Origin of the sequence: Candidatus Pelagibacter sp. Uisw_130, from assembly GCF_047722505.1 — a bacterium.
Classification (GTDB): Bacteria; Pseudomonadota; Alphaproteobacteria; order Pelagibacterales; family Pelagibacteraceae; genus Pelagibacter.
Genome location: NZ_CP159814.1, coordinates 1,346,101 through 1,365,772, shown reverse-complemented (window position 1 = coordinate 1,365,772; position 19,672 = coordinate 1,346,101). Strand labels below are relative to the sequence as shown.

At 28.7% G+C, this 19,672-nt stretch carries 25 protein-coding genes; 15 read left to right on the top strand and 10 right to left on the bottom strand.

The annotated features are described in order from the left end of the window. Positions 1-68: 68 nt before the first annotated feature. A complete protein-coding gene (locus ABXT55_RS07405; RefSeq protein ID WP_415284664.1) occupies positions 69-1,625 on the top strand; it encodes a tetratricopeptide repeat-containing sulfotransferase family protein in 1,557 nt (518 codons plus the stop codon). On the opposite strand, the gene rho is transcribed toward ABXT55_RS07405, so the two are convergent. The 4 genes from rho to hemE all read right to left on the bottom strand — a co-directional run bounded on the left by rho (position 1,622) and on the right by hemE (position 5,421). Continuing rightward, positions 1,622-2,890 (bottom strand): transcription termination factor Rho, encoded by a 1,269-nt coding sequence (gene rho / locus ABXT55_RS07400; protein ID WP_006997560.1) that lies wholly within the window; start codon positions 2,888-2,890, stop codon positions 1,622-1,624. The two genes, ABXT55_RS07405 and rho, sit on opposite strands and share 4 nt — an antisense overlap. Before the next feature lie 67 nt (positions 2,891-2,957). Beyond that, positions 2,958-3,392 (bottom strand): protoporphyrinogen oxidase HemJ, encoded by a 435-nt coding sequence (gene hemJ, locus ABXT55_RS07395; RefSeq protein ID WP_415284663.1) that lies wholly within the window; start codon positions 3,390-3,392, stop codon positions 2,958-2,960. Next, entirely contained in the window at positions 3,385-4,419 is a 1,035-nt protein-coding gene (hemH, locus tag ABXT55_RS07390; RefSeq protein ID WP_415284662.1) for a ferrochelatase, read from the bottom strand. Before hemH ends, hemJ begins: the two co-directional genes overlap by 8 nt. After that, the gene (gene hemE / locus ABXT55_RS07385; protein ID WP_415284661.1) at positions 4,420-5,421 is read right to left on the bottom strand and encodes a uroporphyrinogen decarboxylase; all 1,002 of its coding nucleotides are present in this window, start codon (positions 5,419-5,421) and stop codon (positions 4,420-4,422) included. It abuts the gene before it with no gap. A 283-nt stretch (positions 5,422-5,704) separates the two neighbouring features. On the opposite strand from hemE, the gene ABXT55_RS07380 reads away from it, so the two are divergent. Genes ABXT55_RS07380 through dnaQ form a run of 5 tightly spaced genes read left to right on the top strand, consistent with a single transcriptional unit; the run spans position 5,705 to position 9,139 of the window. After that, complete coding sequence (locus tag ABXT55_RS07380) at positions 5,705-6,529, top strand: pyruvate, water dikinase regulatory protein (RefSeq protein WP_415284660.1); 825 nt, start codon at positions 5,705-5,707, stop codon at positions 6,527-6,529. After that, positions 6,522-7,109, top strand: a complete 588-nt coding sequence (locus tag ABXT55_RS07375; RefSeq protein WP_415284659.1) for a Maf family protein — start codon at positions 6,522-6,524, stop codon at positions 7,107-7,109. The genes ABXT55_RS07380 and ABXT55_RS07375 overlap by 8 nt, the downstream gene beginning before the upstream one ends. Beyond that, positions 7,106-7,903, top strand: coding sequence for a shikimate dehydrogenase (gene aroE / locus ABXT55_RS07370; protein WP_415284658.1), 798 nt, complete (start codon positions 7,106-7,108; stop codon positions 7,901-7,903). Before ABXT55_RS07375 ends, aroE begins: the two co-directional genes overlap by 4 nt. Continuing rightward, positions 7,900-8,469, top strand: coding sequence for a dephospho-CoA kinase (gene coaE / locus ABXT55_RS07365; RefSeq protein ID WP_415284657.1), 570 nt, complete (start codon positions 7,900-7,902; stop codon positions 8,467-8,469). The genes aroE and coaE overlap by 4 nt, the downstream gene beginning before the upstream one ends. Position 8,470: 1 nt before the next feature. Next, the gene (gene dnaQ, locus ABXT55_RS07360) at positions 8,471-9,139 is read left to right on the top strand and encodes a DNA polymerase III subunit epsilon (RefSeq protein ID WP_415284656.1); all 669 of its coding nucleotides are present in this window, start codon (positions 8,471-8,473) and stop codon (positions 9,137-9,139) included. On the opposite strand, the gene ABXT55_RS07355 is transcribed toward dnaQ, so the two are convergent. Continuing rightward, entirely contained in the window at positions 9,136-9,558 is a 423-nt protein-coding gene (locus ABXT55_RS07355; RefSeq protein WP_415284655.1) for a protein-export chaperone SecB, read from the bottom strand. The two genes, dnaQ and ABXT55_RS07355, sit on opposite strands and share 4 nt — an antisense overlap. Beyond that, positions 9,542-9,964 carry an FxsA family protein gene (locus ABXT55_RS07350; protein WP_415284654.1) on the bottom strand — a complete coding sequence of 141 codons (423 nt, stop codon included), beginning with the start codon at positions 9,962-9,964 and terminating at the stop codon, positions 9,542-9,544. The genes ABXT55_RS07355 and ABXT55_RS07350 overlap by 17 nt, the downstream gene beginning before the upstream one ends. A 58-nt stretch (positions 9,965-10,022) precedes the next feature. Here ABXT55_RS07350 and ABXT55_RS07345 point away from each other — a divergent pair, with 58 nt between their 5' ends. Continuing rightward, positions 10,023-10,616, top strand: a complete 594-nt coding sequence (locus ABXT55_RS07345) for a Tim44/TimA family putative adaptor protein (RefSeq protein ID WP_415284652.1) — start codon at positions 10,023-10,025, stop codon at positions 10,614-10,616. Positions 10,617-10,735: 119 nt separating this feature from the next. Continuing rightward, a complete protein-coding gene (locus ABXT55_RS07340) occupies positions 10,736-11,137 on the top strand; it encodes a Smr/MutS family protein (protein ID WP_415285464.1) in 402 nt (133 codons plus the stop codon). Here the strand turns inward: ABXT55_RS07340 and hslU are convergent. Both hslU and hslV read right to left on the bottom strand, forming a co-directional pair. Continuing rightward, positions 11,127-12,494 carry an ATP-dependent protease ATPase subunit HslU gene (gene hslU, locus ABXT55_RS07335; RefSeq protein ID WP_415284651.1) on the bottom strand — a complete coding sequence of 456 codons (1,368 nt, stop codon included), beginning with the start codon at positions 12,492-12,494 and terminating at the stop codon, positions 11,127-11,129. The two genes, ABXT55_RS07340 and hslU, sit on opposite strands and share 11 nt — an antisense overlap. Continuing rightward, entirely contained in the window at positions 12,494-13,009 is a 516-nt protein-coding gene (gene hslV, locus ABXT55_RS07330) for an ATP-dependent protease subunit HslV (RefSeq protein ID WP_415284650.1), read from the bottom strand. Before hslV ends, hslU begins: the two co-directional genes overlap by 1 nt. Positions 13,010-13,100: 91 nt before the next feature. Here hslV and hisB point away from each other — a divergent pair, with 91 nt between their 5' ends. From hisB to ABXT55_RS07295, 7 genes are read left to right on the top strand one after another with little or no spacing between them, the layout of a single operon-like run. After that, positions 13,101-13,691, top strand: coding sequence for an imidazoleglycerol-phosphate dehydratase HisB (hisB, locus tag ABXT55_RS07325; protein ID WP_271520795.1), 591 nt, complete (start codon positions 13,101-13,103; stop codon positions 13,689-13,691). 5 nt (positions 13,692-13,696) lie between these two features. Further along, positions 13,697-14,323 (top strand): imidazole glycerol phosphate synthase subunit HisH, encoded by a 627-nt coding sequence (gene hisH / locus ABXT55_RS07320; protein WP_415284649.1) that lies wholly within the window; start codon positions 13,697-13,699, stop codon positions 14,321-14,323. A gap of 2 nt (positions 14,324-14,325) precedes the next feature. Next, the gene (hisA, locus tag ABXT55_RS07315; RefSeq protein ID WP_415284648.1) at positions 14,326-15,045 is read left to right on the top strand and encodes a 1-(5-phosphoribosyl)-5-[(5-phosphoribosylamino)methylideneamino]imidazole-4-carboxamide isomerase; all 720 of its coding nucleotides are present in this window, start codon (positions 14,326-14,328) and stop codon (positions 15,043-15,045) included. Then, the gene (gene hisF, locus ABXT55_RS07310; RefSeq protein WP_415284647.1) at positions 15,038-15,793 is read left to right on the top strand and encodes an imidazole glycerol phosphate synthase subunit HisF; all 756 of its coding nucleotides are present in this window, start codon (positions 15,038-15,040) and stop codon (positions 15,791-15,793) included. The genes hisA and hisF overlap by 8 nt, the downstream gene beginning before the upstream one ends. Positions 15,794-15,795: 2 nt before the next feature. Continuing rightward, positions 15,796-16,104, top strand: coding sequence for a phosphoribosyl-ATP diphosphatase (hisE, locus tag ABXT55_RS07305; protein ID WP_415284646.1), 309 nt, complete (start codon positions 15,796-15,798; stop codon positions 16,102-16,104). Next, positions 16,104-16,469, top strand: coding sequence for an HIT domain-containing protein (locus ABXT55_RS07300; RefSeq protein ID WP_415284645.1), 366 nt, complete (start codon positions 16,104-16,106; stop codon positions 16,467-16,469). Before hisE ends, ABXT55_RS07300 begins: the two co-directional genes overlap by 1 nt. Next, positions 16,466-16,969, top strand: coding sequence for a GNAT family N-acetyltransferase (locus tag ABXT55_RS07295; RefSeq protein ID WP_415284644.1), 504 nt, complete (start codon positions 16,466-16,468; stop codon positions 16,967-16,969). Before ABXT55_RS07300 ends, ABXT55_RS07295 begins: the two co-directional genes overlap by 4 nt. Here the strand turns inward: ABXT55_RS07295 and ABXT55_RS07290 are convergent, their stop codons facing one another. Continuing rightward, complete coding sequence (locus ABXT55_RS07290; protein WP_415284643.1) at positions 16,970-17,524, bottom strand: LolA family protein; 555 nt, start codon at positions 17,522-17,524, stop codon at positions 16,970-16,972. After that, positions 17,524-19,614, bottom strand: coding sequence for a DNA translocase FtsK 4TM domain-containing protein (locus ABXT55_RS07285; protein WP_415284642.1), 2,091 nt, complete (start codon positions 19,612-19,614; stop codon positions 17,524-17,526). The genes ABXT55_RS07290 and ABXT55_RS07285 overlap by 1 nt, the downstream gene beginning before the upstream one ends. Positions 19,615-19,672 lie beyond the last annotated feature (58 nt).

The following is a 19,672-nucleotide window of genomic DNA, read 5'->3' as shown; positions in this document are numbered from 1 at the left end:
ATAAATTTATAAAACATTATCTAATGAAAACAAATTTAAAAAGAGATTTAAAATAAATATTTAATTTCATGAACCCTTTATCTCAAGAAGAGCTGAAAAATAAAATACAATCAATAATCAATTTTTTTAACTCCTCTAGATACGAAGAGGTTATTAAAAAAACAATTCCACTTATTAAAAAATTTCCACAAATGTATGTTCTTGATAACCTTCTGGCTTTAGCACATAATAGATTGGGCGAATACAATGATGCCATAAATGTGCTGAATAGAGCAATTAAAAAACACCCAAACAATATATTTGTACTTAATAACCTTGGTCTTGTTCATGGAAATTTAAATAACACCGATATTGCGGAAGAGTATTTAAAAAAAGCACTAATTATTAAACCTTCCTTTTTAGATGCTTCAATCACACTTGCAGATTTAAAATCAAAAATGAATAAAAACGATGAAGAAATTATAATTTTAGAAAAAGCAAAAAATGTTTATGAAAAAAGCTATCCTTTAAATTTTGCACTTGGCAATGCTTACCAGAAAAAAGGTGACTTTAATAAATCTCTAAAATGTTTTAGATCTTGTTTAGAGATGAACCCAATGAATACAGCAGCTGATAAAGCTATTAGTCTTATGACAAAATATGACAAGGATAATATTCACCTTGGAGAAATGAAAAGCAAACTTACAGACATCAACGATAATGAAAATAAGATGTGGCTATCTTTTGCATTGGGAAAGGCGCTAGAAGATACAGAGGAATATGCCGACTCTTTTAAACACTTAAGTGTTGCTAACAAAATAAAGAATGAGAAAATAAATTATAATACAGATAAAGATGAAAGGTTATTTAATAATATAAAAAAATTATTTGGTAAAAGGAATTTTCCTAAGATTGAGCCCTCTAATAAAAAAATCATTTTTATTGTTGGTATGCCAAGATCAGGTACCACTTTAATAGAGCAAATAATTTCTTCTCATGGGCTGGTTTATGGAGCTGGGGAATTAAATCATGCTCATGATTTTATAGAAAAGAATTTCCTTGAAAATACATTTCAATTTTCTAAAAAAACGGTTGATGAATTTAAGGATAAAGATTTTGTTAACTTTCAAGAATATTTTTTAGAAAAAATCAATTCTGATAAAAATATTATCACAGATAAAGCACCCTTAAATTTTAAATGGATAGGTTTTTTATTGATTGCATTTCCAAACTGTAAAATAATACACTCAATGAGAAATCCCATGGATATTTGTTGGTCCATGTACAAAAATTTTTTTCCTTCAAAACGACTTAATTTTTCATACAGTTTAAACGATCTTGGTAATTATTATTTGTTGTATAAGGACATGATGAATTTTTGGAATGATTTATTCAAAAACAAAATTTATAATATTGAATATGAGAATCTTATAAAAGACAATGAAAAAGAAATTAAAAATTTAATTAATTATTGTGATCTAGAATGGGACGAAAACTGTATGAGCTTTTATAATAATAAAAAATCTGTCTCCACGGCAAGCCTTGCTCAGGTCAGAAATCCAATATACAAGTCTTCTATCGAAAAATGGAAAAATTATTCCGAAGGACTAAAAGAACTTTCAGAGTTTTTAACGTTGCAATCTTAAGCGGGTTTATTCATCGAACTAAAGAAATCTGCATTGCTTTTTGTTTCCTTGAGCTTTGAGTTTATAAATTCAATAGCATCCATTGTTCCCATTGGACTAATAATTCTTCTTAACACATTCATTTTTGAAAGGTCATCTTTATCAAAAAGTAATTCTTCTCGTCTTGTTCCAGATTTAGTTATATCGATTGCTGGATAAATTCTTCTCTCTGCAATTTTTCTATCCAAAACTGTTTCACTATTTCCAGTTCCTTTAAATTCTTCAAAAATAACCTCATCCATTCTTGATCCAGTATCAATCAAAGCTGTTGAGATGATTGTTAAAGATCCACCTTCTTCAATATTTCTTGCTGCACCAAAAAATCTTTTTGGTCTTTGAAGTGCATTCGCATCAACTCCACCTGTTAATACTTTTCCAGAACTTGGTATCACAGCATTATATGCTCTACCCAATCTTGTGATTGAGTCTAATAAAATTACTACATCTTTTTTATGCTCAGTTAATCTTTTTGCTTTTTCGATTACCATTTCAGCAACCGCAACATGTCTTGAGGCAGGTTCATCGAAAGTAGAGCTGATAACCTCTCCCTTAACTGTTCTTTTCATATCAGTTACTTCTTCTGGTCTTTCATCAATAAGTAAAACCATCAAATAACTTTCTGGATAGTTTTTAGCAATTGAGTTAGCGATGCTTTGTAAGATCATTGTCTTACCAGCCTTAGGAGGTGAGATAATTATTGATCTTTGACCTTTTCCAATTGGACTTACAAGATCAATTAATCTTGGAGTTAAATCTGGTTTTTTTTCAATCTTGGTTGTCTCAACTTCCATCACCATTTGTTTGTTTGGATAGAGTGGGGTTAAATTATCAAACGCAATTTTGTGACGAGCTTTTTCTGGTTCTTCGAAATTTATTTTTTCTACTTGTAATAATGCAAAATATCTTTCACCTTCTTTGGGGGCTCTCACAGGTCCTTCAACAGTATCTCCAGTTCTTAAACCAAATTTCCTGATCTGACTTGGACTAACATAAATATCGTCTGGTCCAGCTAAATAGTTTGATTCCATTGCTCTTAAAAAACCAAATCCATCTTGTAATAATTGTAAAACTCCAGCTCCAGTTATCTCTTCTTTTTCTGCAACTTTTTTTAATATAGCAAATAAAATTTCTTGTTTTCTTAGTGTGCTAGCATTTTCAATACCTAACTTTTCTGCTTGTGCTATTAATTGTTCGGACGATTTTAGTTTAAGTTCTTGAATATTCATGTTGAGGGATTGTGTTTAAGATTTATTAGATAGTTTAAATATATGCACTGTAACGAGTATTTCAAGTTTAGATAGGCTTAAATATAACAATAAAAACTACCAAAATAAGCAATATTGTTGGTACTTCATTAATTATTCTAAAAAATTTAGAAGATTTGGTATTTTGATCTAGTTTAAAATCATCAAGTAATTTTCCTAAATAAAAATGATAAATTGTTAATAAGATTATTAATATTAATTTTAGTTTTAACCAAAGCGTTAAAATAACCTCAAAGCCAATAACAGAGATTAATATTAATCCAAAAATCCAGGATAAAATCATTGCTGGCATCATAATAAAATAAAATAATTTTCTTTCCATTGTTTTAAATATTGAAGACGAAATTTTATGATCAATATTTTCAACATGATAAACAAAAATTCTTGGTAAATACAAAAGCCCCGCCATCCAAGAAATCACAGCTATCAAGTGGAGGCTTTTAAACAAAAGATAACTATTCATAATTTAAACAAGGACACTTTTTGAAATTTGAAGGACACTGAATTTTTGGAGGATAAAGATTTTCACTAAACTTATATTCATTTTTTTTTATTATCAACTCCGACATGGCTTTAATAAAATTTTCATTTATGCCAAGAGCTGGAACACGTGTATAATTTTTACATCCATTAGCGTCAGCAATTTCCTTATACTCTATATCTAATTCAACAAGTGTTTCTGAGTGTTCAGAAACAAATGCGATAGGAACTAAAACAATATGTTTGCCAATTTTTGAATTTTCAACAATTATATTTTCAGTGGATGGCCCTATCCATTTCAATGGGCCAACTCTACTTTGATAACTTAATATCCAATCCAAATTCTCAATATTCAAATTCTCAACTATTTTTTGGACAGACTGTTCTACTTGCCACTGATACGGATCTCCCTTTTTAATATTTTTTTCTGGTAGGCCATGAGCAGAAAATATTAATTTAAAATTTTTAAGGTCCTTAATTTTTTTTATTATTTCTTTTGTGTGGGCGCTGATGAAATTTTGGTCTGTAGGGTAACAACAAATTGTGCTTGTTTTAACTTGGTAGTTATTTTTTTTACATACATCTTTCCATTCTTTAATTGAAGACCCAGAAGTTGCGGCAGAATATTGTGGATAAAGTGGCATTAAAACAATCTCTTTCGGATTAAACAATTGAACGTCTTTAATCACATCCTTTGCTCTTGGGTTCCAACACCTCATTACAATAAAACATTTATATTCATTGTCAGCTTCGGTTTGATTTAACCTTGTTTCAAGTGCCCCCGATTGTTCCTCAGTTAATTTTAATATTGGTGATGATCCACCAAGCTCTTCATAGATTTTTTTAGCAACAGGTGCTCTTCTATTAGATATCAACTTTGCCAAAGGATATCTCAATATAGTTGGTAAATTTAAAATTGCTGGATCATTAAATAAATTAAATAAAAACGGTTCTACATTTTCAATTTTATCAGGACCGCCAAGATTAAATAGAATTATTGCTTTTTTCATTTAATAATCTTTTACTGTTTTAACTAAATAGTCAACCATGTCAGGATTAGTTTCGGGTAACACCCCATGACCCAAATTAAATATATAAGGATGATCTTTAAAGGTGGTTAAATATTTCAAGGTTTCTTTTTTTAAATTTTCTTTGTCTGTTAATAAAATTTTAGGATCAAGACCTCCTTGAACTGGTATTTTTATTTCCCTACATATTGAAACAGGATCAACATTATAATCAATATTAATCGCATCAGGTTTAACGATATCACAATAATTTTTATAATCTTTTATTCCTTTTGGAAAACAAATTACAGGAACATTTAGTGATTTAATATAATCAACTAAATTTAATGTTGGCACATATACATAATTTGGTAAGTTTTTTTCTTCTAGAAGACCAGCCCAACTATCAAAAATTTGAATTATTGTTGCACCATTTTTTATCTGTTGGTCAATATGTAATTTTAAAAACTTTTCTAGGATTATTAAAATTCTATTTATTAGAAATTCATCTTTGAAGAAATTTTTTACCAGTTCTTTCTTTGGGGAATGTTTATTGATCATATAAACTAACAAAGTCCATGGAGCACCAACAAATCCTATTAAATTCTTGTTTTTTATTAAATTGTCTTCGCTGACTTTTTTAATTGATTTATAGATTGGGTATAATTTTTCTATAAAGTCAATTTCATCGACCTTGGATATATTTTTTAAATTTAAAGAACCTAATATTGGGCCAAAATCTTTTTCAAATTTTACTTCTTGGTTTAATCCATATGGGATCATTAGAATGTCTGAAAAAATTATAGCAGCGTCCAAATCAAATCTTTTAAGAGGTTGTAAGGTTATCTTTGAAGATAAATTTTCATCTAAACATAAGTTTATAAAATTAGGATTTAATTTTCTAATTTCTCTAAATTCTGGTAAATATCTACCAGCCTGTCTCATTAACCATATTGGAGAATTGTTTGTTTTTTTGTTTATTATTGTTTCCTGAATGGGTGTCATAATAATAAGTAAATATTTAATTATAGTATTAGTTATATAGTATGTGAATAACGGTAATTATTTGTTTTTTAGTTTTTATACACTACTTATCAACACTTAATAAATTATAGAATTGTTATATAGTCGTAAATTAAGGGTTTATTTAATATTATTAGATAAAATGTATATTAATATTTAACATGTTTATTAATGTTTATAAAAATTGGGTTTTACAAAGAAAAATAATAAATATGATTATTTTAAAAAATGATAAAAATAATACTTAATTACCAACATTTTATTCATGAGTAATACTTATCAAGTATACCTTATTTCTGACTCTACTGGCGAAACATTAGACAGAGTTTTTTTAGCAATTAAGGCTCAATTTAAAAACATAGAATATGATGTTAAATCTTATTTTTTTACAAGAACAGAAAATCAAGTATCTAAAATTATGGAAGAAGCAAAAAAAAATGATAATGCGATAATTTTATATACAATTGTTGACACTTCTCTTGCAAAGTTTTTGGCAAACAGAGGAGATGAAAAAAAAATTCCTTGTTTTAGTGTTTTAGGAAACTTAATAATGAGCTTTTCTAGACTTTTAAATCAAAAAGCATCTCACGTCCCTAGCGGACAACACGCCTTAAACGAAGAGTATTATGAGAGAATCGAGGCCATTCAATTCACTATGGCGCACGATGACGGTAATTTAGTAGAGGATATTGCTAAAGCAGACTTGATATTGTTAGGGGTAAGCAGAACAAGTAAAACACCGACATCAATTTATCTTGCTAACAAAGGTTATAAAACTTTAAATATTCCTTTGGTAAACGAGCAATCAATACCAGAAAGTTTAAAAAAGAATCCTAAACTTTCTTGTGTAGTTGGTTTAACAACCGAGCCTCAGCGATTAGTTGATATTAGAAAAAATAGAATGAACGCTCTTAAGGAAAAAGAAAATACAAATTATACAAATATTAGTAAGATAGAAAAAGAAGTTAACGAAGCAAAAAAAACGTTTGTCAAATACAAATGGCCAACAATTGACGTTACCAGAAAGTCAGTAGAGGAAACCGCAGCATCGATAATTAAAATATATGAAATAAATAAAAATAATGGTTGAAGAAATTATACTTGCATCAAAAAGTGGTGTGAGAAAAAAAATTTTAGAGGCAAATAACATTAAGTGCAAAATAGAACCATCTAATGTGGATGAGGACAGTGTTAAAGAAAGCCTACTAAAAGAAAGAGCATCTCCAACAATTATTTCAAAAAATTTAGCAGAATTAAAGGCTAACAAAATTAGCCAAAAATTTATAGAGGAAATGGTGCTTGGAGCAGATAGTGTAATAGATTTAGAGGGTGAAATAATATCAAAGCCAAATGATAGAGTAGAGGCACTAGAAATACTAAAAAGGATGAATGGAAAAACTCATCAATTAATAAGTTCGGTTTGTATTTCAAGGGGTGGATCTATGATATGGAATTACACCGATATAGCCTCATTAACAATGAAAAACATGCCCCTTTCGGAATTGGAAAACTATTTAATAAAAATTTCAGACGAGGCGCTTTATGCATACAACGTGTATCAAATTGAGGGTGAAGGAAGAAATTTATTTTCTAAAATTGAGGGGGACGAGGACACGATTATGGGACTTCCAATAAAACAAATAAAGAACTATTTAAATATATTAGAATGAATAAAAAATTTTTAGTTATTGGAAATCCGATAGAACATTCACTATCCCCAAAACTTCATAATTATTGGATTAAAAAAAATAATATAAAAGCACTATATGAAAAAAAATTGCTAAAAGAAGAAGAGATAGAAAAATTAATTTTAGAGATTAAAGAAGAAAAGATCCATGGAGTAAATATAACCATTCCCTTTAAGAAAAAAGTTATACCCTTTTTAGATTTATTAACTGATGAGGCGAGTAAATCTCAATCTGTAAATACTATTTATAAAATAAAAGATAAAATTATTGGGGATAATACAGATATTGAGGGTTTTAAAGTTGCTTTAGAGAAAACAAACCAAATAATTAACGATAAGACGGTACTTATTATTGGTGCCGGCGGAGTGGTGCCCTCTATTATTATTGCTCTAAAAAAATTAAAAATAAAGAAAATTTTCATAACGAATAGAACTGAAGCAAAAGCCGTGGAGATGAGAAATTCTTTTCCAGAACTAGGGATAGTAGATTGGGGAAAAATGATTAATTTTGATATTATTATAAATGCCACAAGTATTGGCTTAAATGAAAAAGATAAAATCAAGCTTGATTATGAAAATATTAGTAAAAATAAATTTTTTTATGATATAATCTATAATCCAGAGGAAACCGATTTTTTAAAAAAAGGTAAAAAATTTGGGGCCCGAGTAGAAAATGGAAAAACCATGTTTGTTCATCAAGCACAAAAAGCCTTTTTTATATGGCATGGAATTTTACCAGAAATAGATAAAGAAACCTTTAATTTGTTAAGAGCATGATTAGAATAGCGTTAGTTGGAGATATAGGATCCGGAAAAAGTCACATAGCCAAACTTTTTAATTTTCCATTATTTAATGCCGATCTTGAAGTAGCTAAAATTTACAAAACTAACAAACAATGTTTTAAGAAACTAAAAAAGATTTTACCTAAAAATTTTTCATCATTTCCAGCAAAAAAAGATCAAATTATAAAAGCTATAACTGAAAGGGAATTAAATTTAAAAAAAATTACAAGAATAATCCATCCAGAAATTAGAAAAAAAATGAATTTATTTTTAAAAAAAAATAAAAAACATAGAGCAATTGTTTTAGATATTCCTCTTTTATTGGAAAATAAGCTAAATAATAAAGGTGATATTATAATTTTTATTCAGTCAAAAAAATCTGAGATTATAAAAAGACTAAAAAAAAGAAATAATTTTAATATTGATTTATTTAATAAATTTAAAAAGATTCAACTTCCTTTGAGTTTAAAGAAGAAAAAATCCAACTATATAATTAAAAATAATTTTACCAATAGGTATGTTAAAAAAAATATTAAAAAAATAATAAAAAAAATTATATAAAGTGAAAGAAGTTGTACTAGACACAGAAACGACCGGCTTATCAGTTAGAGAAGGGCATAGAATTGTGGAAATTGGCTGCATAGAATTAGATAATTTAATCCCCACAAAAAATACATTTCATTGCTATCTAAATCCTGAACGAAAAGTTTCTGAAAAAGCACTAGAGGTTCATGGTTATACAGATGAATTTTTATCTACCCAAAAAAAATTTTCAGATGTGGTAAAAGATTTCTTAAATTTTATAGAAAATAAAAAGTTGGTTATTCATAATGCTGAATTTGATTTATCACATCTTAATAACGAATTAGCATTATTGGGTAAGGAAAAACTAGATAACAAAAATGTTGTAGATACACTAGCATTAGCTAGAGATAAATTCCCTGGTTCGCCAACAAGTCTTGATGCTTTATGTAAGAGGTATCATGTGGATAATTCCAAACGAACACAACATACTGCTCTCATAGACTGTGATTTGTTAGCAAAAGTTTATATTAACCTGTTAGGGCAGAAAGAACCCACACTAAATTTTAAAAATGAAGATAATGAAAAAACAATAATAGATTCTGATAATATTAATCAATATTATAAAAAGATTATCAAACCAACAGAAAAAGAAGCTAAGCTACATAAGGAATATTTAAATAAAACTTTAAAAAAAAATTTTTTTTAGGCAGATCTTTGCTTGTATAGCTCAGTAAAATCTATTTTTTTCTCCAATTTTACTTCTGGAAAACCAGAATTATGCAGTAAATTTAAGAATGCCCTTTCCAAATTCGGAAAAATTTGATTTTGAACGTCGCACAATATTATTTTTTCTAAATCTTTTTTATCTTTTATCTCTTCATCAATTTTTACAATTGACGCATAAACTATTTCAAAATGAGATTTTTTTTCGTTGGGTTCTTTATCCTCAAATTTTAAGCTTGTATTTACTTCAATAAGTTGATTCTTTAAAGGCTTTGAGTTAATAACAATATCTAAATTATATTTTAAGATATTATCTTTTACAAAAAAATAGCTCTCAGCATCTGGTGTTTCGCTAGACATATCTTTTATAAATTCAGCTAATATTTTAAAGTTTTTTGTCATCATCATCTTCTATATCTTCAAAATCACCATTAATAAAATCTTGCTTTTTCTTTATGGGATTATGTTTAATTGAAACTTTTTTAAATATCAATTTTCTTGTTGGTGGAAATATTATCAGTAATCCTAAAATATCTGTAGCAAAACCAGGTAAAATTAAAAGTAACGCAGCAAACGCTAATGCTGCACCAGAAATAATTTCATAAACCGGAAGTTCATTTTTCACAATTTGAGACATTCCTGACTTCAGAGTGTTAAAGCCTTCATATCGAGCATAAACAACACCAAAGAAAGCAGTAATAAAAATTAATAAAATAGTGTTAAAAGCACCAATTTGAGAACCTAATTTGATAAATAAGTAAATCTCAATAATTGGGACACCAACCAATAATAATAAAAATGTGTTCATTTGTCCTTAGTCTAAATTGCTAGTTGTAATTAATCAACATAGTAAATATTATAAAAGTATGAGTTATAGTTTTGAATACATCGATATTATTCTTTTAGCAATGATAGCGGGTTTTATTTTTTTGCGTTTAAGAGGGATACTTGGAAAAAAAACTGGTTTTGGGGAAAAAATTTCTTCGCAATTTGAAAAAGAATTTCAAAAAACAAACTTAAGCTTAAAACCAGCTAGTGAAAACTTTGATGAAGTGGCTCAAAAAGATTTTTTAAAGGGTGCAAAAATTGCTTACGAAACAATCATTACAGATTTTAGTGATAGTGATAATAAGTTAATAGCTAGTAAACCACTTTTGGGTAAAAAAATTTATGAACAGTTTAAGGAAGCACTCAAAGATAGAGAAAGCAAAGGATATTTCGCCGAAATAACATTTATTGGAATTAAATCAGCAGCAGTCAAAACTCATAAAAAAATAGAAAACAGTCTAGAGGTTACGGTAGATTTCGTTAGTGAAATAATTACCTGTCTAAAAGATAAAGAAAAAAAAATAGTTTCTGGTGATAGTGAAAAAATTAAAACTGTTTATGATACTTGGGTTTTCTCAAAAGAATTAAAATCAGCGAATCCTAATTGGCTATTAATAGAAACGCTTACTTAATTGATTAAGAAGATTACAGACAAAGATAAAGAAGATTGGAAAAATTTTCTAAATAAAAAAAAAAAAATCTTAATAATTATTCTGTAAAAAAAAAAGATGTAAAAAACTCAAACAAAGACATACAAGACTGGGAAAATTTTTTAAATAATAAAGAAAAAATTCCAAATAAAGATTCTGTCCATAAAAAAAATATAAGATATGAGAAGATAAAAAAAATAGATCTACATGGTTGTACAATCGAAGAAGCAAACAAAGCCATAGAACAATTTATTCAAAAATGTTTTGATGAAGATGTTACAAAAATAATAGTGATTACAGGCAAAGGACTAAGGTCTAAAAATGTTGAAAACCCCTACCTTTCAAAGAATTTGAGTATACTAAAATATTCAGTTCCAGAATTTATTGAAAATAATAAAAGTTTAACACAATTTATTATTGAAATTAAAGACGCTAAGATTGAAGATGGTGGTAGTGGAGCTTTTTATATCTATCTTAAAAATAAGAATAAATTTAAAGAATAAATTTAGATAAATCTGTATCCTTAACAAGTTCTTCTAGATTTTGTTTTACATATTCAGAATTTATTATAATTTTTTCACCAGCTCTATCCGTTGCTGTAAAGCTAATATCATCTAATATTCTTTCGATAATAGTGTGCAGTCTTCTGGCACCAATATTTTCTACAGTATTATTAACTTCTGAAGCCATATTGGCAATTGCATCAATTCCATCATCAGAAAATTCTAGTTCAACGTTTTCTGTTTTTAAAAGAGCAACGTACTGTTTAATTAAACTATAGTCTGGCTCTTTAAGAATTCTTTTAAAATCATCACTAGTTAAAGCTTCAAGCTCAACTCTTATTGGCAGTCTACCTTGTAATTCTGGAAGTAAGTCTGAAGGTTTAGCTAGCTGAAATGCTCCAGATGCAATAAATAAAATATGATCAGTTTTAATTGTACCATACTTTGTACTGACTGTTGTTCCTTCAATTAGAGGAAGTAGATCTCTTTGTACTCCTTCTCTAGAAACATCTCCACCAGACCTGTCAGTTCTTCCTGAAATTTTATCTATTTCATCTAAAAAAACTATTCCATTATTTTCTGTTGAATCTTTTGCTGATTTTATAATTTTATCTTCTTCTATCAACTTGTCAGCTTCATCATTAATCAAAATTTCATGAGATTCTTTGACAGTCATTTTCTTCTTTTTTTGTTTATTGCCAACAGATTTTCCAATCATCTCTCCAATATTTATCATTCCAATATTTGCTCCAGACATTCCAGGAATTTCAAAAGCAGTTTGAGAGCCACTATCGTTTACTGCTATTTCAATTTCATTATCATCCAGATCACCATCCCTTAATCTTTTTTTAAAGCTTTCCCTTGTAGCAAGACTTGCTTTGTTACCCACCAAAGCATCTAAAACTTTTTCTTCTGCTAACTTTTGTGCCTTTGCATGAACTTCTTTTCTTTTCTTTACTTTCTCCATTGCAATTGCAATTTCAAGCAGATCTCTTATAATTTGCTCAACATCTCTTCCAACATACCCAACTTCAGTAAACCTTGTGGCTTCTACCTTTACAAAAGGAGCTTCAGCTAATTTTGATAATCTTCTAGAAATTTCTGTTTTACCAACCCCTGTTGGCCCGATCATTAAAATGTTTTTAGGCAAAACTTCATCTTTCATTTCACCTTTTAAAGCCTGTCTTCTCCATCTATTTCTTAAAGCAATGGCAACTGCTTTTTTAGCTTTATTTTGTCCAACAACATATCTATCTAATTCAGAAACTATTTCTCTAGGTGATAAAGAGCTGACTAAAGAGTTATCTTTCTTTTCAGTTTTTTCTTTTGGAAAAGGTGTAACGTTTGTATCTTTCATTAAATTTTTTCAATTTTAATATTATTATTAGTGAATACACAAATTTCAGATGCAACTTGAATTGCTTTTCTTGCAATTTCTTCAGCACTCAAATCTGAAACTAATAAAACTTTAGCAGCAGCTAATGCATAATTTCCACCGGAGCCTATACCGATTGCATCACCTTCAGGCTCGAGTACATCACCTGTACCAGAAATTATGTAGCTATTCTCTTTATCACCAATAGCCATTAATGCTTCTAATCTTCTTAAATATTTATCAGTCCGCCAGTCTTTTGCTAACTCAACAGCTGCTCTCGGAAGATTGCCCGCATGTTTTTCAAGTTTAGCTTCCAATCTTTCAAATAACGTCAAAGCATCAGCTGTAGACCCTGCAAATCCTGCAATCACATTTCTTTTTTCAATTTTTCTAACTTTTGCTGCGGTACTTTTAATTACAGTATTTCCCATACTGACTTGACCGTCTCCAGCAACCACTACTTCGCTGTTTTTTCTAATAAGTACTATTGTAGTCATTAATTATAAATGGATATTAATTTTTATTCTTCAAGTGGTAGATTGCAAATATTGATATAGTCAATTAATCTCTATATACGTATTAAATATTATGAGCAGAATAGGAAAAGTTTCTAGAAAAACTAAAGAAACCAGTATCAGTGTTGAAGTTAATATTGATGGCAAAGGTCAATATAAAATTGATACAGGGATAGGTTTTTTAGATCATATGCTTGAACAATTATCAAAACATTCACTTATTGATTTAAAAGTTAAAGCAAAAGGTGATACTCATATAGACCTTCATCACACAACAGAAGACACTGGAATTGCTATAGGTGAAGCTTTAAAAAAAGCACTAAAAGATTTTAAAGGAATTAAAAGATACGCTCATGCAATGATACCAATGGATGAAACGTTAACAAGAGTTGCAATTGATGTTTCTAATAGACCTTATTTAATATGGAAAGTTAAACTTAAAGTAGAAAGACTTGGGGAGATGGATACGGAACTTTTTAAAGAATGGTTTCAGGCATTTTCTCAGTCAGCCGGAATAACACTTCACATGGAAAATATTTATGGAGACAATAGTCATCACATAATCGAGTCTTGTTTTAAGGCATTAGCAAGATCATTAAGAACTGCTTTAGAAATAGATCCTAGAAATAAGAAGAGTATTCCATCAACTAAAGGCTCATTATAAGTTTAATGAATGTCACAATTGTTGATTATAATTCAGGAAATATCAGCTCTGTAATAAATTCTTTTAAGGAAGCTGGCAAAGATAAAGTTAATATTGAAGTAACCTCAGATTTAAATAAGATTAAATTAAGCGACAAAATAGTTTTACCGGGACAAGGATCGTTTAAGAGCTGCGTTGATGCATTAAATGGTATAAGTGGCTTAGTAGAGGCACTAAATGAATTTGCAGTAAATAACAAAAAACCTCTTCTAGGGATTTGTGTTGGATTACAGATGTTCGCAGACATTGGCTATGAAGAGACTGAAACGAAAGGACTTGGTTGGATTTCAGGAAAAGTATCAAAGATTGATAATCAAAATAATAAATTCAAACTTCCACACATTGGTTGGAATGAAATTAGTATTATTAAAGAAAGTAAGATTTTTAATAATATAGAAAATAATTCACACATGTATTTTGTGCATAGTTATGAATTTATCCCAGAGGATAAAAATGTAATTTCAGCAACAACAGATTATTCATCAAACATTGTTTGTTCTGTAGAAAAAGAAAATATTTTTGGAACTCAGTTTCACCCTGAAAAAAGCCATAAATTAGGACTTAAAATTATAGAAAATTTTTTAAATTTATAAATATGAAAATATTTCCAGCCATAGATATTAAAGATAAGAAATGTGTGAGATTAATTAGAGGGAATTTTAATAATAAAACTGAATATGAAGTATCACCAATTGATCAAGCTAGTAAATACAAAGATCATGGTTTTAAAAATTTACACATTGTTGATTTAGACGGTGCCTTAACCGGAGAGACAATTAATTTAGATGTTATCAAAGAGATTGTTCATAAATTTGATTTAAAAATTGAAGTAGGCGGAGGTATTAGAACTATTGATAGTGTACAAAAATATATAGATGCAGGAGCTGAGAAAGTTATTTTAGGTAGTGCAGCTATAAAAGATAAATTTTTTTTAAAAGAAGCATGTCAAAAATTTCCATATAAAATTGCTTTAGGTCTAGATGCTAAAAATGGATACTTATCTGTTTCAGGATGGAAAGAAAATTCTAACAAACTTACTTTAGATTTTTTAAAAGAAGTAAATGATTATGGTGTTAGCAGATTAATTTATACAGACATAAATAGAGATGGCACCAAACAAAGTCCTAATTTTGAAGAAACAACTAATGTTGCAAATGTATCTAATTGTAAAGTAATTATTTCAGGAGGAGTGTCTTCAATTGATGACATTAAAAAAGCAAAAGGTTTAAAAAATATTGAAGGAATAATAGTTGGCAAAGCTATATATGATGGTGATATCAAATTAGATGAATTAGTGAGAGAATTAGATGCTTAAAAATAGAATTATACCCTGTTTAGATGTTAAAAATGGGAGAGTTGTCAAAGGAATTAACTTTGTAAATTTAAAGGATGCTGGTAATCCAGTTGAGCAAGCTAAAATCTATAGTGATGGTGGTGCTGATGAGATTTGCTTTTTAGATATTACAGCTTCCAATGAAAATAGAGACACAATTTATGATGTGGTTGAGAAAACATCTAAAAAATGTTTTGTGCCCTTAACGGTTGGTGGTGGGGTCAGAGGCATTAATGACATAGGTAAATTATTAAATTGTGGAGCAGATAAAGTTTCAATTAATACTGCAGCAGTTCAAAATCCTGAAATGATAATTGAAAGTTCAAAAAAATTTGGATCACAATGCATTGTTGTTGCAATAGATGCTAAAAAAAATGGCAATAAATGGGAGGTTTTTACCCATGGTGGGAGAAACAACACAAATATAGATGTAACAGAATTTGCAAAAAAAATGGAAGATAATGGAGCAGGAGAATTACTGGTTACATCTATGGATAGAGACGGCACTCAAATTGGTTATGATAATGATTTGATGTTAGAAATATCTTCAACAGTTAATATACCTGTGATTGCCTCAGGTGGAGTGGGTAACTTGGATCACCTGGTGGATGGCATAAAGCTTGGCAATGCTAGCGCTGTACTAGCAGCTTCAATCTTTCATTACGGAACACACTCCATTAATGAAGCCAAACAATATTTGAATTCAAAAGGAATTCCAGTTAGGATTTAGACATGTCAGAAAATCTATTAAATTTAGTAAATACAATTAGAGACAGAAAAAATAAGAAGGATGAGGATAAATCTTATACTTCATCATTATTATCAGGTGGTCTATCTAAATGTATAGATAAAATGGAAGAAGAATTTAGTGAACTTAAAGAGGCCCTAAATGATAAATCTAACATAGTTCATGAAGCAGCAGATACAATTTATCATATATTAGTTACACTTGAGGCAGCTGATATTAAGTTTGAAGATGTCCTAAAAGAGTTGGAAGACAGAAAAAAACAATCAGGTATTGAAGAAAAGAATAGCAGATAATGAGCTATGACAAAAATAATATTTTTGCAAAAATTTTGAGAAAGGAAATTCCTTGTAAAAAAATATTTGAAAATGATTACGTTTTTTCTTTTCAAGATATTAATCCTCAAAAAAAAATACACGTATTGGTTATTCCAAAAGGTGAGTACATTGATTTAGATGATTTTAACAATAGAGCCTCAGATCAAGAGATAGTTGCGTTAAGCAAAGCTATTACCAAAGTTTCCAAAATGTTAGGCATGTCAACAGATACAGGTAAAGGCTATAGAGCTTTAACAAATTTGAGTGAAGATGGCGGTCAAGAGGTTCCACATTTACACTTCCATTTATTTGGAGGAGAAAAAATTGGAAAAATGGTTGAGTGACAAAAAAAATTTATCGAAGTTATTTAGAGATAAGGTCTCTAGGTGCATTAAAAGAAGTTAAGAAGCCCTCAAAGAATTACACTGTAGAGCTCGCCGACCCAAAAGATTTTCAATTAAATAAATTTTTTTACAAAACTATTGGTAAGAATTGTCAATGGATTGATAGACTTGTTTGGACAGAGTTAAATTGGACAGATTATATCTCTAATGATCAGTTATTTACATACATCCTTAAAGATAAAAGTGAAATAGCTGGCTATTTTGAACTGATATTTAACAAGCAAAACAAAGAAGCCGAAATTGCTTATTTTGGAATTTTGGAAGAATATTTTGGAAAAAAATTAGGGGGATATTTGTTAAGTGAAGCAATTAAGTACTCATTTAATATGGGAGGCGAGAGAGTTTGGGTTCACACTTGTTCCCTAGATCATAAAAATGCGTTAAAAAATTATTTGGCTAGAGGTATGAAAAATTTTAAATCTGAAACCTTAATCAGATGATTAATTATTTTCAGGTAATTTAAAAATCTTGCTATTAATCTCTTGGTTTTTTTTAACAGAAGAAATAAACGTTATTGATAAATTTTGATAAATATCTTCGGTTTGCCATCCAATTAAATTTAAATCCTTCTTATCAAAAAAAATATTAATCTTATTGTTGTTCTCAAAAATTTTAAAATTTATGTACTTGTTGTCAATATCCCTTGGCTCTAATTCTTCTATTTTAGAAATTAGATATTTTTTATCTAGCAAAAATTCTAAAGGAGTTTTGTTAAGTGGATAACGATAATAACTTCCTTTGTTACTGGTTTTAATAACTAAAGATTTTCCATTTGATACTAATTTTTTTTTACTAGGATTACTATATTCACAAAAGATTTTTTTAGGATATTCAATGATACATTTTCCATCTTCATTTTTATCTTTAATTGTTTGTATAAAATTGAAACTTAAATTATTAGTAAGTTTCATTTGAGAAATTATCTTATCTTTTGGTGATGAGTTTGCTGGAATATAAAAACTAAAAAGTATTAAAACAATTATTATTTTAAACATTAAAGAACATCTCTTTTACCCACATGATTTGCCTTACTCACAACTCCATCAGCTTCCATCATGTCAATAATTCTTGCAGCTCTATTATATCCTATCTGCAATTTTCTTTGTAAAAATGAGGTAGATGCCTTGCCCTCTGATTTAATAATATCAAGTGCTGCCTGGTACAATTCATCTTTATCACCAGAGCTAGATGCTTCTCCACTTAATTCTTTCTCATCTACAAAATTTAAGATTTCATCTATATAATTTGGCTCTGCTTGACTTCTTAAATAATTGTTAACTTTTTCAATTTCACTTTCTGATACAAATGGAGCATGAATTCTAACGATCTTATTTGCAGAAGACATATAAAGCATATCTCCTTTACCAAGCAGTTGTTCCGCACCTTGTTCACCTAAAATTGTTCTGCTATCTATCTTTGATGTTACTTGAAAAGATATTCTTGTTGGAAAATTTGCTTTGATGGTTCCTGTAATGACATCAACACTTGGTCTTTGTGTGGCCATTATAATATGAATTCCAGCAGCTCTAGCCATTTGTGATAATTTCTGAATATAATTTTCTATTTCCTTACCAGCAACAAGCATTAGGTCAGACATTTCATCTACTACAACAACTATATAGGGCATAGCCAAAGTGTGCTTGGCATTGTAGCCATCAATATTACGCACCCCTTCTTTGGTCATAAGTCGGTATCTATTTTCCATCTCTTTTACAACCCAACCTAAAACAGAAGCAGCTTTTTTTGCCTCAGTAATCACAGGACATAATAAGTGAGGTATGCCTTCATAGGTTGATAGTTCAAGCATTTTTGGATCAATTAGTATGAATTTACATTTATCTGGTGTGTGTCTGTAAAGTAGAGATAAAATAATAGTATTTATGCAAACAGATTTACCTGATCCAGTAGTTCCAGCAATTAACAAATGAGGCATAGAAGCTAAATCTCCAACAATAGGAACGCCGGAAATGTTCTTACCAAGCGCAATTGGTAACCTGATATCTTTTTTATTAAAATCGGAGTTAGAGAGTATTTCACTTAAATAAACATTCTCACGACTAGAATTTGGAAGCTCTATTCCGATAGTGCTACGACCTGGGATAGTAGCAATTCTTGCAGATTCAGAGCTAGTATTTCGAGCGATGTCATCTGAGAGATTAATAATTTTTGATACCTTAACACCAGCTGCTGGTTCAAATTCATTTAATGTTACCACAGGACCATGACTAACCTTCTTGATATCTCCACTAACCCCAAAATCTAATAAGATTTTTTCTAAAAACTCACTATCAATATAATCTTCATCTTTTAATTTTTCTTTATCTTTTTGAGTAGGGATTTTAATTAAATTAATTGTAGGTAGTTTGAAACGTATTTTTTTATTAATAGATTTATTTTCATTTTTTATAAAAGGTAAATCTTCTTGAATTAAATTTGTAATTTCTTCTTGTGGTATAAACTCACTAATTATTTCATTTTGATTAGTGTAGCTCCTTTCTTTTTTTATAAAGATTAACCTAAAAAGTTTATTTATTATCTTATAAAAGTAATTAATTTTAAAATGGACACTAATTAAAAATAAAACAGAGATAATTAAAATGAAAAAGTAATAAGAGATTTGAGAATTAATATTAATTAAAGAAGTTAAAAAAGTTGACTCTAAATATTTTCCAATAAAACCACCATTTCCATTAATATAAAGGTTGAAAGCGGTAGGATAAAAAAAAGAAAAAAATAGAGAACCAAATAAAGAATAAAGAACTGAATAGAAAATACTTTCAAATATTAAAAAAATTTTCTTATTTAGAATTATATTCATACCAGAAAATATAAGTGTAAATGGAATTAATAAAGCAATGAGTCCAAAGGTTTGAAAAAAAAGATCAGCTGTGTAACTTCCGTTAAAACCAAGTAAATTTTTAATTTCAGTATTATCTGGAAAAATAAAATTAGGGTCGTCAGGAGAAAAAGTTGCAAGAGAAACTAGTAAAAGAAGGCCAATTAAAAAAAGAGCAATACCAGCTGTTTCGATAATTCTTTTTATGCCAAAATTGATTGTATTGTTGGCTAATTTTTTAAATTCCATAAATAAATGAGTCTAATTAATCACTTTGTATCATCTAATTTTTATTGTTAAAATTAAA

Excerpts from the sequence above, each read along its gene's own strand:
- rho (WP_006997560.1), bottom strand. The coding sequence starts at position 2,890 with ATGAATATTCAAGAACTTAAACTAAAATCGTCCGAACAATTAATAGCA.
- ABXT55_RS07290 (WP_415284643.1), bottom strand. The coding sequence starts at position 17,524 with ATGTTTAAAATAATAATTGTTTTAATACTTTTTAGTTTTTATATTCCA.
- hslV (WP_415284650.1), bottom strand. The coding sequence starts at position 13,009 with ATGACTACAATAGTACTTATTAGAAAAAACAGCGAAGTAGTGGTTGCT.
- hslU (WP_415284651.1), bottom strand. The coding sequence starts at position 12,494 with ATGAAAGATACAAACGTTACACCTTTTCCAAAAGAAAAAACTGAAAAG.
- aroE (WP_415284658.1), top strand. The coding sequence starts at position 7,106 with ATGAATAAAAAATTTTTAGTTATTGGAAATCCGATAGAACATTCACTA.
- ABXT55_RS07350 (WP_415284654.1), bottom strand. The coding sequence starts at position 9,964 with ATGAACACATTTTTATTATTATTGGTTGGTGTCCCAATTATTGAGATT.
- ABXT55_RS07375 (WP_415284659.1), top strand. The coding sequence starts at position 6,522 with ATGGTTGAAGAAATTATACTTGCATCAAAAAGTGGTGTGAGAAAAAAA.
- hisB (WP_271520795.1), top strand. The coding sequence starts at position 13,101 with ATGAGCAGAATAGGAAAAGTTTCTAGAAAAACTAAAGAAACCAGTATC.
- hisH (WP_415284649.1), top strand. The coding sequence starts at position 13,697 with ATGAATGTCACAATTGTTGATTATAATTCAGGAAATATCAGCTCTGTA.
- ABXT55_RS07405 (WP_415284664.1), top strand. The coding sequence starts at position 69 with ATGAACCCTTTATCTCAAGAAGAGCTGAAAAATAAAATACAATCAATA.
- hisE (WP_415284646.1), top strand. The coding sequence starts at position 15,796 with ATGTCAGAAAATCTATTAAATTTAGTAAATACAATTAGAGACAGAAAA.
- coaE (WP_415284657.1), top strand. The coding sequence starts at position 7,900 with ATGATTAGAATAGCGTTAGTTGGAGATATAGGATCCGGAAAAAGTCAC.
- hemE (WP_415284661.1), bottom strand. The coding sequence starts at position 5,421 with ATGACACCCATTCAGGAAACAATAATAAACAAAAAAACAAACAATTCT.
- hemH (WP_415284662.1), bottom strand. The coding sequence starts at position 4,419 with ATGAAAAAAGCAATAATTCTATTTAATCTTGGCGGTCCTGATAAAATT.
- hemJ (WP_415284663.1), bottom strand. The coding sequence starts at position 3,392 with ATGAATAGTTATCTTTTGTTTAAAAGCCTCCACTTGATAGCTGTGATT.
- hisA (WP_415284648.1), top strand. The coding sequence starts at position 14,326 with ATGAAAATATTTCCAGCCATAGATATTAAAGATAAGAAATGTGTGAGA.
- ABXT55_RS07380 (WP_415284660.1), top strand. The coding sequence starts at position 5,705 with ATGAGTAATACTTATCAAGTATACCTTATTTCTGACTCTACTGGCGAA.
- ABXT55_RS07355 (WP_415284655.1), bottom strand. The coding sequence starts at position 9,558 with ATGACAAAAAACTTTAAAATATTAGCTGAATTTATAAAAGATATGTCT.
- ABXT55_RS07285 (WP_415284642.1), bottom strand. The coding sequence starts at position 19,614 with ATGGAATTTAAAAAATTAGCCAACAATACAATCAATTTTGGCATAAAA.
- hisF (WP_415284647.1), top strand. The coding sequence starts at position 15,038 with ATGCTTAAAAATAGAATTATACCCTGTTTAGATGTTAAAAATGGGAGA.
- ABXT55_RS07345 (WP_415284652.1), top strand. The coding sequence starts at position 10,023 with ATGAGTTATAGTTTTGAATACATCGATATTATTCTTTTAGCAATGATA.
- ABXT55_RS07300 (WP_415284645.1), top strand. The coding sequence starts at position 16,104 with ATGAGCTATGACAAAAATAATATTTTTGCAAAAATTTTGAGAAAGGAA.